At 46.3% G+C, this 16,634-nt stretch carries 13 protein-coding genes; 7 read left to right on the top strand and 6 right to left on the bottom strand.

All coding sequences use genetic code 11. The features are described 5' to 3' along the window. Positions 1 to 786: 786 nt before the first annotated feature. Complete coding sequence (locus U868_RS0100960; protein ID WP_025151654.1) at positions 787 to 1,206, bottom strand: hypothetical protein; 420 nt, start codon at positions 1,204 to 1,206, stop codon at positions 787 to 789. 945 nt (positions 1,207 to 2,151) lie between these two features. On the opposite strand from U868_RS0100960, the gene U868_RS0100955 reads away from it, so the two are divergent. The 6 genes from U868_RS0100955 (at position 2,152) to U868_RS0100925 (ending at position 8,595) form a co-directional block, all read left to right on the top strand. After that, positions 2,152 to 2,433 carry a hypothetical protein gene (locus U868_RS0100955; RefSeq protein ID WP_025151653.1) on the top strand — a complete coding sequence of 94 codons (282 nt, stop codon included), beginning with the start codon at positions 2,152 to 2,154 and terminating at the stop codon, positions 2,431 to 2,433. A 1,161-nt stretch (positions 2,434 to 3,594) separates the two neighbouring features. Continuing rightward, positions 3,595 to 5,238: a methyl-accepting chemotaxis protein gene (locus tag U868_RS25820; protein WP_025151651.1), complete on the top strand. Its 1,644-nt coding sequence runs from the start codon at positions 3,595 to 3,597 to the stop codon at positions 5,236 to 5,238. Positions 5,239 to 5,674: 436 nt separating this feature from the next. Then, entirely contained in the window at positions 5,675 to 5,986 is a 312-nt protein-coding gene (locus tag U868_RS24335; protein WP_345840320.1) for a DUF1240 domain-containing protein, read from the top strand. 304 nt (positions 5,987 to 6,290) lie between these two features. Next, entirely contained in the window at positions 6,291 to 6,653 is a 363-nt protein-coding gene (locus U868_RS0100935) for a DUF1622 domain-containing protein (protein WP_025151650.1), read from the top strand. A 199-nt stretch (positions 6,654 to 6,852) separates the two neighbouring features. Beyond that, complete coding sequence (locus U868_RS0100930; RefSeq protein WP_025151649.1) at positions 6,853 to 7,494, top strand: TetR/AcrR family transcriptional regulator; 642 nt, start codon at positions 6,853 to 6,855, stop codon at positions 7,492 to 7,494. Positions 7,495 to 7,611: 117 nt separating this feature from the next. After that, on the top strand, positions 7,612 to 8,595 hold the full coding sequence (locus U868_RS0100925; protein WP_025151648.1) for an MDR family oxidoreductase: 984 nt from the start codon (positions 7,612 to 7,614) through the stop codon (positions 8,593 to 8,595). 156 nt (positions 8,596 to 8,751) lie between these two features. On the opposite strand, the gene U868_RS0100920 is transcribed toward U868_RS0100925, so the two are convergent. From U868_RS0100920 to U868_RS0100900, 5 genes are all read right to left on the bottom strand, one after another. Continuing rightward, positions 8,752 to 9,501 (bottom strand): fimbrial biogenesis chaperone, encoded by a 750-nt coding sequence (locus U868_RS0100920; RefSeq protein ID WP_029990439.1) that lies wholly within the window; start codon positions 9,499 to 9,501, stop codon positions 8,752 to 8,754. Positions 9,502 to 9,510: 9 nt separating this feature from the next. Then, positions 9,511 to 10,845 carry a fimbrial protein gene (locus U868_RS0100915; RefSeq protein WP_025151646.1) on the bottom strand — a complete coding sequence of 445 codons (1,335 nt, stop codon included), beginning with the start codon at positions 10,843 to 10,845 and terminating at the stop codon, positions 9,511 to 9,513. 16 nt (positions 10,846 to 10,861) lie between these two features. Further along, the gene (locus U868_RS0100910; RefSeq protein WP_051583005.1) at positions 10,862 to 13,390 is read right to left on the bottom strand and encodes a fimbria/pilus outer membrane usher protein; all 2,529 of its coding nucleotides are present in this window, start codon (positions 13,388 to 13,390) and stop codon (positions 10,862 to 10,864) included. 22 nt (positions 13,391 to 13,412) lie between these two features. Then, complete coding sequence (locus U868_RS0100905) at positions 13,413 to 14,051, bottom strand: fimbrial biogenesis chaperone (RefSeq protein ID WP_240182638.1); 639 nt, start codon at positions 14,049 to 14,051, stop codon at positions 13,413 to 13,415. A gap of 147 nt (positions 14,052 to 14,198) precedes the next feature. After that, the gene (locus U868_RS0100900) at positions 14,199 to 14,753 is read right to left on the bottom strand and encodes a fimbrial protein (RefSeq protein ID WP_025151643.1); all 555 of its coding nucleotides are present in this window, start codon (positions 14,751 to 14,753) and stop codon (positions 14,199 to 14,201) included. Between the two features lie 786 nt (positions 14,754 to 15,539). On the opposite strand from U868_RS0100900, the gene U868_RS0100895 reads away from it, so the two are divergent. Continuing rightward, positions 15,540 to 16,511, top strand: a complete 972-nt coding sequence (locus U868_RS0100895) for an SPFH domain-containing protein (RefSeq protein WP_080694297.1) — start codon at positions 15,540 to 15,542, stop codon at positions 16,509 to 16,511. Positions 16,512 to 16,634: the final 123 nt, after the last annotated feature.

Raw genomic sequence — 16,634 nt, 5'->3', positions numbered from 1 at the left:
TTTGTGTCCCATGAAATATGGGACATGTCCCACGCAATGTCCCATACGTCCCAATGTCCCATACTTCCCATACGTCCCATACGTCCCATACGTCCCATACGTCCCATACGTCCCAATGTCCCACTCCGGCAGAAAAATGTCCCACCGGCAGCATGGAAATCCTAACAAATCCTAACGTTTTCGAGTGCCGCAATCCTAAGTTTTCCTGAGGGTTATCGGTCTGAATCTTTGGAAATCTTAAGTAAAATGACAACATTTGATAACGGTCCGGTTGCTAAGGTAAATCCGTCGGCAGATCCCCGCCGCACCTTAAAAAATCTATAAATGTTTCCGGTTCGCATGTATCGGAATGTATCGGTATTTTGCGCAGAGTTCGGATAAGTGCGAACCATGACAAAGCCTTTGCGTGTAAGGCACGAAGCGAGATTGTGCATTATTTTGATGTAGAGAAATGTCGAGGTGAACTGTGCAAAACGAAACCCGAAAATTGCGCACTGCGAACCAGAGTGCGAACCTCGTTAAAGCCTTATATCACAAGGGCTGACGTGATTCTTGCGCACACTTTGATATATAGATTTATTGAGGTTGACTGCGCAATTACGGCGAAAAACCGCGCTTGAAACTGCGAATTGCGAACCACTCTGCGCAAAGTGCGAACCGGATGCGAACCTCTTACAAGCCTTGTAATACAAGGGATTCAGAGTAATTAGACTCAGCAGAATGCGCAAAAAATGTTAAGGTTTGTTAAGGTCTGCGCAGTTAAAAAGCCAAGTTTTGCAGGGGTAATTAACCGTTGAGCTTCCCGGTAATATCTTTGTGACGTTTCCATGCGGAATAGATATCCTTGTCCCACGCTTTACCGGCTTTGGTCTGATAGCCAGCCTCGTTAACCCGTTCAGCAATGACACGCCCGTTATCCACCCCCTCAGACAGCACCTGATTCACCACAGCGACGATTGCCGGTTCATTGTAGGCATGAGGCGGGATATCGACTTTACCGACTATCAGAGAAGCTGCGGCAGATTCCAGTCTTTCCACCAGCGTCAGCATACGAGCATCAGGATTCCCCTCTGGACGGTTCAGCTTCTCTTTAATGGCTGAGACTATCCATGATGTTTTATCGCTGCCGGAAGCCGTTACAGCGTCATTAAACACGGTCTGGAGTTCAGCGGGGAGACGAAATGCGACAAGGTTAGAATTGCTCATGATAAAAGTCCTTTTACTGGTGGTTACTGGATATTATACCAGTGTATAACAGTGTTATACAGCTCAGATAGTAAACTGATACCAATCTAACTCACTGTTAAACAAGCAAAGCTCAGATTTGCGCTTTGTGCCGTTGTGGTAATCGCAATAGCCGGAAAGGGTGACAGTTGGAGCACTGGAATGATGAGTAAGCCCACCAGGAGAAAGCCCTCAGACGTTTACAAATGTTAACATCGGAACCTGATAAAACCAGACACTGTGTTTTTATTTTAGGTGTTCACCGGACGCTTACTCAATTCTAACGATTCGTTATAATTAAACTAAATCAGTATGTTGTAGTGAAGTACGCAGACCGGTACGCAGCGGAATAGCCCGTATGCTCCTGCGTATCATTTTGTTGGTATCACCGGAATGGTTGCCGCTGAGGTATCGGACAAACACCGGACAGCCCACCAGCTCACACTACGCTATCCGCTGCCTGTATCAGGACAATGATCGGACAGGAGGCTCCGATATCGGTGGCTCATGCCAGAATGCTAAATCACACTCTGGATAGATATCAGCGCGTTAATCTATGTCACCCTCACCAATCACCTCAGCACCACGGTCCCATTACGGTCCCGAACACACAGCCTGACGGTGAGATTACGGTGAGGATTTATATACGCGGGACAAAGTGACGGTCTCGAAGAACAACAAGATTACAACAAGGATCAGGGCTATATAACGGTGAAGGGCAGGGGCGGGGTAACGGCAAGATTACGGCAAGGTTTTACATGCGGGATTATCCCGTATCATCGTCGGTCATTGATTCAGTGACCAATGGCAGTAGTGATTCCGTTGATTCACCGGAATTAAACGTTATCAATGCGTTATACTATCCGCAGTCTCAGTAATAGGGGTATGCGGCATTGCCGTACACCGACTCAATGAACCAGGTGAATCATGCGTACATACAGAAAAGCAAAGCCCATCACAGCCACAGTAACCGGCACTGTCACAAAACCACCTCAGCGGGTTAAGACGGCAACCGGTAAGATAATGGCAACAATGACCATTCAGGCAGAAAGCGAACGCCGCAGCCCGTACCCGCTAAAGCTGGTGGCATTTGATATGAACGCACTGGAACTGATGACCTGCCAGAGAGGGTGCCGGGTTATTGCCACTGGTCGGCATGAGTGGTTTAACGGGTATCAGCTTACCGGGGCGCAGATAGTTACCCGTTAGTAAAAGTTAGTGTCAATATTGATATTAGCCGCGTCAATTTTGACGTTACATTGACCAAAAGTCCTAGAAATCGTTGACGTTATCCGGATGGGGTAGCCTGCCCGTTTGACGTTACCGAAAACCAGCCTTATAGAAAATAATATCTGTAAGCGCGAATTGATCATGCCTGAATGTGTCTCTAAGCCAGAGACAGCGGAGCGTGCAGCCTGATTATTCTGATAACCACACGTCAACGAAACGTCAATGCTATAAGGCGTTTTGAGTTGATCTGACGGACTGCCGGTCTGTATTTATTCCGCCCTGATATCCCGCCTTACACAAAGTGGCAGAAATCTGCCATTTAACTGACCCGATATTATCGGGGTGGCTCGGTGTGCTGGTATCGGATTGCTGATTTTGCACAACTCAATTTGATGTGTACAAAACAACAGTATCAATCAGATGGAAAGTGACGGGGAGATTACGGGTAGGGTTCTGCCTGGTCGGTGTTTCATTATCTGCAATAAATTACGGTGGAGGTGATATTTTCGCAATACAGTACACTCTTATCATTCTGTATCTGTATGTTTAAAAAATATCCCAAGGGAAGCCTTACAAAAACAAAAGGGGGCATTATAGGGGGCATGGTAGATAATTGAATGGAGAATATTTGTTATTTATCAATAAATAATGTCTCTATATCGAATCCTGTAGGGGTACCATATAAAACAATAAGTTATATGTCAGGGAAAGAAAGCCTGCCAGAAAACGGGTTAAGTAACGGGTGTGGTTAGTATTTTTATTTTTCACTACTGACCCAATCCTCATAAACAGTTTCAGACCATCCCAAAAAAAGTCCCGCCTTTCGTTTTTTCCGGCTTCGGAAATTCGTTTCGTTTTTCCTCTGAAAGAGACGACGACGTCTGTGTTCATCATCAACTTAATTTTTGCAACTAACCCCATACTCATCGGTGATCTGAATGCAGACATTATCCTCACAGAAGAGAACATATTTTTAAATATCAATTTACTCACAAACAGACAAATTGCGAGTTTCAATAACAAAAAAGAAACAATAACCAGGTAATAACGAAACGAAAGTGAGTTGTTATTGATACATTAAAATAACATATTCATGGTAAAATTATTGCATCATGTAATACCAACAAAGAATATCTCCCCATGTTTAATCGAATTAAAATATCAGCTTCTTTTCTTTTTATCTTGTTATTGTTCTTCGTAATTCAGATAGTAAGTATCTCTCTGACGATTACTTATGCAGAAAAAAATCACTCAAGCGACATTGCTGATAGTATCAATACAAAAAATGCAGCAGATGCAGATGATGTTATATATAGGTTACGAAAAGCCGGGTACTTTATTCAAAAGGCAGCAAATGAAATTTCCTCAGGTAAAGGAGGTGCGCCTTCGGATAGTTTAAGTGCTGCAGTAAAGGAAATAGATAAATCCGGGGAAATCTGGAGCTCGTTTATTGAGCAACCCGCTGAATTTATAAGTAGCAATGACCTGGTAAAATTAAATGAATCATTTAATAAATACCGGGATGAATTAAATAATTCCATTAAACTTTTAAAGGGGAATGACGTTGCTGCATTTAGCGGGAATAACTTAACGTCTATCGCCCGGGATTTTGACAGAAGCTATGATGTATACCAGGATGGATATATAAATTCATATGAAAAAACCATTCAGGATTCATATGATGACTATAACAAAACAATATATATATCCATGGCTATCATTTTAACGTCATTACTATTAATCATACTTTCCTGGGTTTACATTAAAAAAGTCATTATTTCTCCATTGAATAATGTTGTTGATAATATTCAGGATATAGCCAGAGGAAATCTGTCAAAAAATATTACTATTTCAGGTGCTAATGAAATAATGATACTCGCGGAAACATTGTGCCATATGCAGCATGAACTGGCGGTCACCGTCGGTGATGTCCGTGATGGAGCCAATGCTATTTACAGCGGAGCCAGTGAGATCTCGGCCGGTAATAACGACCTCTCTTCACGGACTGAGCAACAGGCTGCGTCTCTTGAAGAAACCGCCGCCAGTATGGAGGAGCTGACCGCCACCGTGCGTCAGAATGCCGATAATGCCCGTCAGGCCAGTCATCTGGCGCTGACTGCCTCCGAGACCGCAGAACGCGGCGGGAAAGTGGTGGATGATGTTGTGGAGACCATGCGCGGTATCGGCGACAGCTCGAAGAAAATCGCCGATATCATCAGTGTGATTGACGGTATCGCCTTCCAGACCAACATTCTGGCGCTGAATGCTGCTGTGGAAGCCGCCCGTGCCGGTGAGCAGGGCCGGGGATTTGCGGTCGTTGCCGGTGAAGTGCGCAATCTGGCCCAGCGCAGTGCGCAGGCAGCCCGGGAAATCAAAACCCTGATCGAAGATTCAGTCGGCAGAGTCGATACCGGTGCGGTACTGGTTGAGCGCGCCGGTGAAACGATGGATGAAATTGTCAGCGCCGTCACCCGCGTCACTGATATTATGAGTGAGATAGCCTCCGCCTCGGACGAACAGAGTCGCGGGATTGACCAGGTGGGTGTGGCGGTGACAGAAATGGACCGGGTGACCCAGCAGAATGCCGCGTTAGTTGAGCAGTCAGCAGCTGCAGCTGCGTCACTGGAAGAGCAGGCAGGCAGACTGACTCAGGCGGTATCTGTTTTTCAGATACAGGCAGGAGAACTGAAGAGCAACGTTAAAACCAGCACCGTGGTACCATTACAGCGGCCCGATATAAAAAAACTGAAAAATAATGACGAGGATGACTGGGAAACATTTTAGTTAACATGCCGACATAAAAAACAGAACTACCGTATCACTACAACGTTGTACCACTTTTATTTGCCCATGTTTCATGGGCTTTTAAAAATAAAGAGTTAGTCGTACAGACACTATCAAAAATAAAAGTACGGGTGTTTTAATGGGTGTCTTTATCTTTTTTGTGATTCAGCCCATCTTTAGTACTCAACTTCTGTCCACCCCAAAACAAAAAGGCCACAAACGTACAGTTGAAAAAAATGTATTTAGTGATGCTATTTGCAAAATAATCAAAAAATAATACTCGTGTTAATTATGTGTTGACATTAAATATCGGAATTAAACAAAATCAAGCAGAATTCAATGATATTAAGGACATTGTGTGTCGTATAAAAAAATAATCCACCCGGGATGGGTATATGGGGGATTACCTGCGCGGAAATGTGGGTATTAATCAACTATTTTTGGTTTTTGGTTTCACTCTGGTTTAGAGTATATAATAACAACACGGCTTTTATTGTACGTTATGTTAGTAAGTATAGTTGAATTTTCTCTTGGGAAAAAATCAATTTTTTTCATTTTTTTGATGAAATATAATAAATTAATAATGAGATACTTATTATATTTGGGTATAGCCGGGTTATTTATCAGCTTCCCTGTTTCTTTTGCTGTAAATATCTATCTTCTCGATAAGGGATATGAAACATGCGGGAAAATTTCGTGGATGTCACCCACCACCTATGTAAAAAATTTATCACTTTGTGACAGGTAAAATAACAGGTTTTAATACCCGCTGATAATAAGATCATACCGAAGACGCCTTACATGGGCGTTTTCGGACACTTTAAGAAGCCCGTAAAAGCGGGCTGAATAGTGGCAAATACAAATAGTAAATCTTAAAGAACCGTAACCATTATTGCGTTAAGAAGAAAAATCGCAGTTTAATTAAATAGAGCTTGTGTTTCAGCTGACAGATGAAACACAATAAACGCAGATTCATTCATCGTGCTGCGCTGTTATTGGGTAAATGAATATTTATTATATCAGTGCGTTACAATGCATTTAAGGGGTATGCAATGTGGGATCTGGTTTTTTTACGTGAGCTGTTAATCTCAGGTGTTAGCTATCTGCAGCTTTTTCTTGAAGCTATATCCGTCATTTGCGTCGCGACAGGGCTTGTTAAAACGCTGTATATTTTAATTACGGTAAAAAATGGCAGAGTTGCTCGTTTTTATTTCGGTAACTGGCTGGCAATGGCTCTGGAATTTCAGCTTGCAGCGGATATTTTGCTTACTACCGTTGACCCTGATTTAGACAGCCTCATTAAGCTGGCAATTATCGCCGTGATCAGAACGTTCTTAAACTACTTTCTTGCCAAAGAGCTGGAGCACAATTCTTCAGGTGAGGAATCAAAGGGTAAGGCAAGTAAGCATCAATAAATAACAACGCTCACGTTTGAGCGTTGTACCGCTGTGGTTATCACAACAGACGGAAGGGATGACAGGTAAGCCAGCCCGGGGGCTCAGATCGCGGAACCTCATTACAGAAATAAGTACCGGTCAATCACGGCATAAAAAAGACATGGCATTTACCAGACAACCGGTCTATATTATTCCGCATGACAGAGGTAAAGACACAATGACATCAGTAATCACAAAACCGAAACGGGGACGACCGCCGAAAAATCATGATGCGGGTGCGGATGTAAAAAAAATGCTGATCCGCAGCGGCATGGAGATGTTTACCGAAAAAGGGTATATGACCTCGGATATTAACGGGATCCTGAAAAAAGTCGGTGTGCCGAAGGGCTCTTTTTACTATTACTTTGACAGTAAAGAGCAGTTTGGTCTGGAAATCATGCGTAATTATGACAGCTATTTTTCCCGCCTGCTGGATAAATGTTTGTCTGATACCACGCTGCTGCCGCCGGAAAGACTGCGGGCATTTTATCTGACCGCCAAAGCCGGGATGGAAAAATATCACTGGCAGCGCGGCTGTCTGGTGGGGAACCTCGGCCAGGAAGTGGCCAGCCTGCCGGCGGGGTATTGCGAAATACTCGATGAAATTATTACCGGCTGGCAGAAGAAAGTGGAAATCTGCCTTCTGGAGGCACAGAAACAGCAGCTTATTTCCGGTAAAACAGATTGCAGGCAAATGGCGGCTTTTTTCTGGACAGGCTGGGAAGGGGCGGTAATGCGCGCCAAACTGACCCGCAACAGTGAGCCGCTGGATCTGTTTATCACGGTTTTTATGGCACAAATACGGGCGGATAAAGCCTGAGATAGTGTTGCAGAATAATTTATTAAATATCGCCGCTGTTAACATTCCGGTGTGTATTTAATAAATTTTTTTACAATTAACCAGACAACTGGTCTATATTCATAAAAGGATAACACCATGTTTAACTGCATTCTGATTGAAAACACTGACGGCTACACTGCAAAGCTGGCTCAGCTCGATGAATCACAGCTGCCGGATCACAATGTGACAGTGCAGATTGACTACTCCACGCTGAACTATAAAGATGGCCTGGCAATTACCGGTAAAAGCCCGGTTGTGCGCAGTTTCCCGATGATCCCGGGCATTGATTTTGCCGGTACCGTGACCGAAAGCAGCTCTGAGCATTATAAAGCGGGTGATAAAGTACTGCTCAACGGCTGGAGTGTCGGTGAAAAATACTGGGGCGGACTGTCTCAGGTGGCAAAAGTGAAAGACAGCTGGCTGACACCGTTACCGGCCGGAATGAGTACAAAGCAGGCGATGATGATCGGTACCGCGGGTTATACGGCAATGCTGGCGGTTCAGGCTCTGCTGAAACAGGGGATCACCAAAGAATCCGGTAAAGTACTGGTGACCGGTGCCAGCGGCGGCGTGGGCAGCTTCGCGGTTTCTCTGCTGTCAAAATTAGGTTTTGAGGTTATCGCTTCCACAGGCCGTACTGCCGATACTGCGTATCTGATTGATACGCTGGGCGCATCTGAAATTATGGATCGCAATGAGTTATCTGTACCGGGCAAACCGCTGACCAAAGAGCGCTGGGCGGCGGCGATTGACAGTGTGGGCAGCCACACGCTGGCCGGTGTCTGTGCCGGTACTCAGTATGGCGGTGTTGTGGCGGCCTGCGGCCTGGCACAGGGTATGGATTTTAACGGGACTGTTGCACCGTTTATCCTCAGAGGTGTGAGCCTGATCGGTATCGACAGTGTGATGCGCCCGCAGGCAGATCGTGTGGCGGCATGGAAACAGCTGGCTGAACTGACTGATCCGGCACAGCTGGAAACCATCAGCCGGGTGATCCCGTTAAATGAAGCCATTCCGGCAGCGCACAGTTTGCTGAACGGCGAAATCCGCGGCCGTGTGGTTGTTGATGTGAACAATTAATATTGTGTGACCCGCAATATCCGTAAAAGGACAGACGGCAGAATCCTTCTGCCGTCTGTCCGGCTTACAAAGTCAGCACTATTAAGTGCTCTTACATACTACTCATAATCACTTATCAGCGAAAGATGTATTATTGCTGCCATTCATACCACACAGCTATCGTTCACGGGATAGTGTCAGGGATTGTCCGTTATCATCAATAAACACCGCTTCAGTTTTATATGTTCCTGCTGTGATGCCGGAAGCGCCATCGATGATATAGGTTTTTTCCCCGGACGGTGCAATCATCATGTCCGGCATGGCGGTTGCCGGGTAGTGCCGGTTCCCGTCCGTCAGTGACAGCGAGGATAAGGACAGATAATAAGGTGACGGATTGCGGGCAGTGACCGCGATCCTGCCATCCGCTTCCCGGTAAGAGAAGGTGAGTGTTTCAAGCCGCTTGCTCAGCGGGGCGGTTAATCCGGCGGGACGATAAAAAATCTTCATCTGAGTATTCATTGCCATCAGCACTTTATTTTTATCACTGTCCGCTGTTTTGACAGCCGGATTTTCATATAAATTCAGCCAGAAGACGGATTCACGATCAGACGGCAGCGGCGTGCCGTTATAAATTATCTCAAGATTGCTGCGTGACTGCGGATCAGCGGTAAAAATGGCCGGAAGTGCCACAAACGGGTATTTGTCCTCTCCCGGAACGCCGCTGTTTTCACCGTTATCCACCCAGACCTGAACCAGCACCGGATAATCATTGGTATTGGCGAGCAGCAGGGTTTTCCGTGCCTGGCCTTCCTGAAAAATCACCCGGGTTGATGATGCCAGCATACCGGCGACCGCCGCAGAAGTGGTGAACAGCAGCAGTGCAGCCAGAATCAGGGCACGACAGGGAACAGAAGAGTATCGTTTCATGTTGCTCCCTTACTGAACTTTAATCAGCACATAGGCTTTGGCATCGACATTACCGGGCTGTGCCTGTTGCCCCGGCAGGCGGGTCAGCGTTGCGGTCAGCCGGATCAGATAACTGGTGTAGCCTGTGGCGGATGAACCGGCGGAAGACGCGCCGGACAGTACCGGAAACCATCCGGCCTGATTGGCGGTATTCGCTGAACATGGCGTGGAGCCGTTGCAACCGTTCCAGCCGACAAACGGCATCTGTTGTCCGGTGACGGCATTACTGAGCCGGATCCCGGTACCGGTTGCCACTGACGGTACTGTACCATAACCATCGGACAGTAAATATTCCACACCACCGGCGCTGTTCACCAGCCCGAGCTGCTGTGCTTTGCTGTAAGCTTCCTGTGATGTCTGTAATCCGACGGATGTCTGGGCTGTACCCACGCCGGACACCACGGCATTATCGCACTCCACGGTGATATCAAAGGCGCTGCTGACGGTCTGCCCGGCATTAAGCTGCCCGGCGGAAATGCGCGGCAGCTGCACCAGCGGCGTGACATTGCGGGCGGCACAGGTGGCATCATGGGAATACGAGGAAACCGGTGAGCCGTTCATCCCGATTGACATCCACCAGACATAATTGAATCCCTCATAATGATAGGCGGAATCAGTACCTTCTTTCGGGTAGACATAGCCGGTCGGTCCCTCGAAAATCACATAGGCGTTCGGCTGGGTGCAGCGGTAAGTGGAGGTACCGGTTGTTGGTGCCATGCCGCTGCCGCAGTATGCACTGGCCGCGCCGGAGCGGGGCGGGAGTGTGCTGACTTTGATTAAATCCACTTTCATGGCACTGATGTCCCGCACGCGGATCTGAATTTTTCCGTTTGCGGTGGTCGCATAGGTGGTGATCGGGGTTCTCTGCCAGTAGCGGGTAAATACCTGACCGGAATTCATATGGGTAAAACGGATGGCAGTATACGGAAACCAGGTGGCGTAATAGTTTTCATAACCATCGGTTTTGCCGATATCAAAAAATCCGCCGTGACGATCATCACCATTGGTGGCGAATAATTCAAAGATACTGCCTTTATCTGCGGCGTCACACTCGTACAGTACTTCATCCGGATCGGGAAATAACGGGGATTGTGTCCAGCTGGTGACCGAAGAAGCGAGAACTGTTCCGACAGGCTGGAGGTACGCGCTGGTCATATTGATATTACCCAGTCCGGTGCCCAGCCCGGAGACATCCGCACCGGTCTGTTTTTTAGTGATCCGCACACATCTGGCATCCGCACTGACACTGTAAAATGCCGTTAATGTGATGAAGGAAATAAGTAACGTTTTGATTATTCTGGTCATAAAAGAGTTTCCGCAGTTACTGACACGGCAGTGCCATTGAAACCAGAGGCACCGGTTTATCATCCGGCAGCCGGTAAGTGGTACTGCAGGTATTGCCGGGACCATCACCCCATACAATCCGCAGTTTTCCTTCCGGTTTATCGGCCCGGAAATAGAGCTGATTGGCCTGGCCGGTCATCCCTAGTACCTGATCATTTTCATTCAGTACCTGGCTGCCCATCGGAATGGCTTTCCCGCCGGCATACAGCAGGGTGATTAACACCGGCTGACCGGCATTCGTATCATATTTTATCCGCAGCATCGCACCACTGTAGGGCGCCACTTTCTGTTCCGGACGGCTGATTTCAGCCTGTGTATCAATCCCTTCGCTGCTCAGCATCACGGCGTTGTACTGATACGGGATCAGAGACGGCACCAGCGCATAGCCGCTGCTGCTGACGGTTCCGCCACTGACCACTTTCGCTCCCTGAGCGCCTTTTGCCTCGACAATGGCAAAGGTATCACTGAGATAAGGCCCTGCGGTAAGTCCGCCGCGGTGTAAGACCAGCGATCCCTGAGCACCGGCGGAAGCCTGCCGGTAGTCCGGGGCTTTGGCGGCACTGACGCGCAGATTGGTCACCGGCAGTTGTGTCTGCAGAGAGCCGGAGATTGTTCCCTGACTCAGCCGGTCATCTGAAATATAGCTCAGGCCGTAACTGATCGGCTGAGATTCTGTTCCGGTCAGGCCGGAAAGGTTAGTCTGATAATCATTCCGTCCCCGGGTGTGATTGGCCGAAAATGAAATATTCGGTGAATAGCGCTGATCACCCAGCGGCATGCTGATCCCGAGGGAGACGAAATTCTGACTTTTCCCGCTGCGCACACTGCTGTCCGGCTGCAAACCGTCAGCTGCTGAGGCGTTGGTCATCCTGGCAACGGAAAGATTGACCGCCACCCGGTTATCAAAAATTTTGCTCCAGGAGAGTTGCAGCTGGTCATTTTTTTCGCCGGAATTATGGTAATTTTCCCGTGATGCGGACAATCCCAGATTTCCGTACTGGTTAAGATTCTGGCTCAGGGTGATGTCAAAACGGGAACGCTGGCGCAGAATACGGAAGTCTGTCTCTGATACCGTGTTACCGGCGAAATAATCCGCGCTCAGTTTGTCATTCAGAGTCCGGAAACCATTGGTGGAATAATGATAGCTGGACAGGGTGACCGAGGTATCTGTCGGCTGAAATGTCTTGCTGTAGGAGGCATGAAAACGCCAGCCGGTTTCGGTGGTGCCGGGTAATTTTGCATTGGACAGTGTGGCGTTAATGCTGAATGCCCCGAAACGGTTGGTATGCACGCCACCCAGCAGTATGGCCTGATAGCCTTTCGCCACCTGACCGGCCGCATTCAGGGTGACCTGGTTTGTCAGGCCGTGCTGAATCACCACTTCGCTGAAATTATCATTGCTGCCGGTAAACCGGGTTTTCCCTGCGGTCACCGAGTATTTTGTGCTGCCGGGCCGGACGGACTCCGGTACTGCGGAAAAGGGCACAATAAAACTGTTTACGCTGCCATCCGCCTCTGTCACTTCCACCCGCAGGTCACCGGCGTAGTTTGTGGAATACAGATCGTTTATTTCAAACGGGCCGGGAGCAACAGTGACAGAGTAAATTTGCTGATTTCCCTGCCAGACAGTGACTTTGGCGTTACTGTTGGCGATCCCCTGAATACGGGGGGCATATCCGCGTTCATTATCCGGCAGCATCCGCTCATCGGTACTCAGACTGACACCTTTAAATCCCATACCGGATAAAAAATTACCGGAGGTGAAGCCTTCGCCGATTAATAATTTACTGCCGATCTCATAAAGCGCACGCTGGATATAACGGCGGCTGGTGTTCCATTTTCCGCCGGTGCTGTCAGACCAGTTATACTGACTTTCCTGACGGAAACTCCATAATCCCAGATTAAATCCGCCGTTCAGGCTCAGGTAGGTGGAATTCATGTCACGGGTGCGGCTGTCGGTATAACTGACGTGATACTGGTTGGCGTTATAGTTGGCGAATAACATGGTTTCGCCGCTGTCCAGACTTTCCTGCGGGATCCGTTTCTGCCGGTTACCGGAAAGCATGGCCTGCGGGATCGTCAGGTTCAGTTTCAGTTCTGCATTATTAAAGCGGCTGGTGATATTTTTCCCGATCGCGGCCGGGAAATAACATTCGGTATCCCCGGAAAGTGCGGGTTCCTCTTTCAGTCCGGTTAAGCGGATTTGTTCCGGTGTCAGACAAGCTGAGATTTTCCCGTCCTGATCGTCTTTAAACGTGACGGGTATCTGAGCAATAAACTGGTCATTGATCAGAAGATCAACTTTATACACACCGGGCGGAACGGCATTACGGGTATTAAATGTCTGCAGGGCACTGTTGGTCAGGGTATTCCCGCGTATCAGTGACGGGTCAAAATAATAATCGTCATTATCTTCTGCCCGCGCGGTATTTATACCACTGAGGCAACAGCTCAGAAGTATCAGCGTTATTCTGTTACGGGCAAAAAAGGGGATAATGTTTCTCATATTATTATCGTGCCTGTCATTATCAGTTCAGGGTAACTGAGCGCGTTTTTTCGGCACCATAGTCATTAATAACACCCAGGATCAGGGTGACGTTTCCGGTCTGATAACCGGCAGGTAAGGCCCATTGCGCCGAGGAAAAGGGGGCTATCATTGAGGTATTATCAATCTGCCCTTGTTTTTTTCCGGCAGATAATGCGGCAGAGGAAACGCTGGCATAAAAAGGTGTCGGGTTGCGGACATCAAGCGTGCTGCCCTGGCGGCGGAATTCAAGTTTGTTGATCACGTCACCGGCGTCATTCCCGATTTTTGCCGGGCGGTAAAATAATTTCATACGGTTAGTGACGACGATCATCAGTTTATTTTTTTCGGCATCTTCTTTTTTGACGGAAGGAATACTCAGATAATTAAAGTAAAACACACTCTCACGATCATCAGGCAATTTACCGCCGGTATAGGTCAGTTTGACATTTTGCTTACTGTTGTCTGCAATATTAAAAATAGCCGGTACGGCGACAAACGGGCCATCGGCATTATCCGGTGATGATTTTGGATTATTAATATCTGTCCAAATCTGAACCAGTGACGGTGTATCATTGTCATTTGAAAATACCAGGGTTTTATCCCGGCTGTTTTCATTGTAAATAATCCGGTTTCCCAGCATCGTGACACTGGCACTAGCATGAAAAGCAGTGAGAAGGCTTAATATAATAAATAATGAATATTTTTTCATTGTATAACCTTATAGCGGCACGTATCTGACGGCAGATAACGTGCCGTTTATTATTTTATTTATACCTGCAGGAATTTATTATTTATACGTAATAGCGTATTGTGCGCTGGCGATAACACTGCCTGCGGTTACTGCGCTTTTTTCAGCATAGTAACGGGCAACAAAATTAACCGGAGCAACAGAACCATCAGCAGCAATATTGATTTTTTGTGATGATTTAATTAAGTCACCCGGCGTGAATTCAAGATTCACCGCGTTATTGTCCACTAACTGAATGGAAACACCATCAGCATCACCGGTATTACCCAGGTTTTTGGCGGTGGTAACGGAGTTACCGACAAATGCGATACTCAGTGTTTTTTCCATATTCGGTTCAGTGGTGGCAGTACATCCGCTGATATTGATCGTAAATTCAGTATCACCAGTAGTGGTGCCGACAGTATTTTTAAAATCTTTTACAGGGACTGTCGGTAATAATACAACCGGACTTTTATCTGTACCGTTAATATCGAGTGAGCATGTCTGATTTGCGACTTCACCGATAAAACGAACGGTATTATTCGCAGCACTGTGTGCTGTAAATGCAGTAACAGCACATGAGGCAGCAATAAATGCAGCAAGTGTTTTTTTCATAATTAATTCCTGTTTATTTATCTGGTCGTTTTCATAAAAAAGAGATCTTATTTTAAGGTAATAAAATATCCGTCCGGAAAATGGCATGTGTTTTTTATTAAATAAAATAATGGTCAGATGAAATCTGATATAAAGGTAATAAGTTTTACCGGAATATTATTTATAAATAATTCCGTTTTATAGGCAGAAATGATGTCATTTCTGATGGGTTATTACCTGTTGAAAATACCGTTGTATTATAGTAAGTAACTATACAACTAACAAGAGTATAAAATCCGGGTAGTTGGCAGGTTTCAGGAATGTATCCTTTTTTTATTTTTTGTGAAAATGATAAAAATCAACAAGTTGATTTAAATTTCCGGAAGTGGAAAAACTTGATCTACAGGTAGCTGCGATATTTTGTGCTGCAATTGAGCTCTTGGTTTTTATTATACGGTATTATATAGCAAATAATAATTATATTCATATTTGAAAATAAAATGACATCAAATGGATGAATTTATTACAGAGTTGTACAAATTATGTTACAAGGCATGATTGTTGTGTTGGTTGCTTTTTATTATATTTTCATATATTTCAATTGGTTGTACTTTTTCTTCAAAGATGGCATTTACAGTTATCTGATCGTACCGGCTATTTTGTACAGACGGTGTTTTTCCGGCCGGAGCTGCATTTGCTCATTTCTGTATTTTATGAATAATAGCGGGGCAAAAAAAGTATGACTGATACACAAAACAGTATTTATAAAAACGACATTAACTAAGAAATATCTTATAGGGAAGAGACATGCAAATGATGAAGGCCGCAAATCCGGTCAAACTGAAGTCAGTGATCAAATTGATGATCGCTGCCGTTATTCTTCTGGTTGCAGGGGTGGCTACCTTTAATTCATATACCATTGTTCAGGATGGTTCGGTAAAGGTCGGGACTTTCTTAGGTAAGGTCGATCCGGTCGCCTATGATGCCGGGCTGCATTTTCCGATTAATCCGTTTATGACATTTGATACCTATTCCACAAAGGATATCCGGGTGTCACTGAAAGAGTTACGTGTACCGTCACAGGATAAACTGAAATCCATTGTGGATATTACCGTGATGCTCCAGTTTGATGGCGCCAAAGCCCCGATCCTCCGTATTAACGGCGGTACAGAAAGTGAAGCTCTGGATAAATATGTCCGCCAGAAACTGATTTCCACGATTCTGGAATTCGGGAAAGATGTTGCCAACGCACAGGATCTGTATACCGCTGACACTCAGCGGAAATTACAGGACTCTATCCGTGATGCTATTCAGGGTTACGCCTCACCTTACGGTTATACGATCAAAGAGATTATGATCCAGGATATTACGCTGCCGGAAGTGGTCCAGGAGCAGGTTGTGAATACCAAAATGCGTCAGGAGCAGATAAACCAGGCAAAAGCGGAAGCTGAGAAAGAGCGTGAGCTGGCACAGAAAAAAGTGGTTATCGCACAGGCCGAACGTGAATCAGCAGAACAGCAGGCGCTTGCCCGTGAACGTAATGCTCAGGCCAGCTCTTATGCAATGCGCCAGGAAGCCGATGCCCGTTTATATGCTGCCCAGAAAGAATCTGAAGCTAACGCCGCATTACAGAAGACAATCACCCGTGAGATGATTAACTGGAAACAGCTTGAAATAGAACAAATCAAAGCAGGAAAATACAAAGGTGAAGTGCCTAACATTGTTGTTGGTGCCGATTATGACGGAAAAATGATCATGGATATGCGCTCTCAGCAGTAAAAAGGGACGGAAAGTTAAATCTGTTCGTTATGACCGTATGCTGCACTCTTATGCATGACAGGCGGACAATCAGCAGGGCGATATTATTTATAATATCGCCCTGTTTTTGTACACAGAAAACCC

The organism is Morganella morganii H1r (assembly GCF_000633515.1).
Lineage (GTDB): Bacteria > Pseudomonadota > Gammaproteobacteria > Enterobacterales > Enterobacteriaceae > Morganella > Morganella morganii_B.
Note: the sequence above shows the minus strand (reverse complement) of the source record. Positions and strands in the feature narration are given on the sequence as shown.